The sequence below is a fragment of the Pseudomonas sp. AC463 genome, from assembly GCF_979253585.1.
Window position 1 is genome coordinate 1 of sequence record NZ_CEEDDZ010000654.1, and the last position, 268, is coordinate 268.

General features: G+C 70.5%; 1 protein-coding gene. It reads left to right on the top strand.

What is annotated here, in order from left to right:
- On the top strand, nt 1-268 hold a 268-nt coding region (locus AC0IYH_RS31815), incomplete at both ends, for a pseudouridine synthase (RefSeq protein ID WP_471838260.1).

Here is a 268-nt window from a genome sequence, read left to right on the forward strand (position 1 = left end):
GCTCGTCACCGAGTGGGATCCCGCCGGCCGCCTGACGATCTACGACCGATTGCCCGCCGACCTGCCACGGCTGGTGCCCGTCGGCCGGCTCGATCTGGCGACGGAGGGGCTGTTGCTGCTGACCACGGACGGTGGGCTGAAGCGCACGCTGGAGCTGCCCGCGACGGGCGTCGAGCGCACTTACCGTGCCCGCGCTTACGGAGAGATCACGCAGGCGCGGCTGGAGGAGCTGATCGACGGGGTCGAGATCGAGGGTATGCGCTACGGC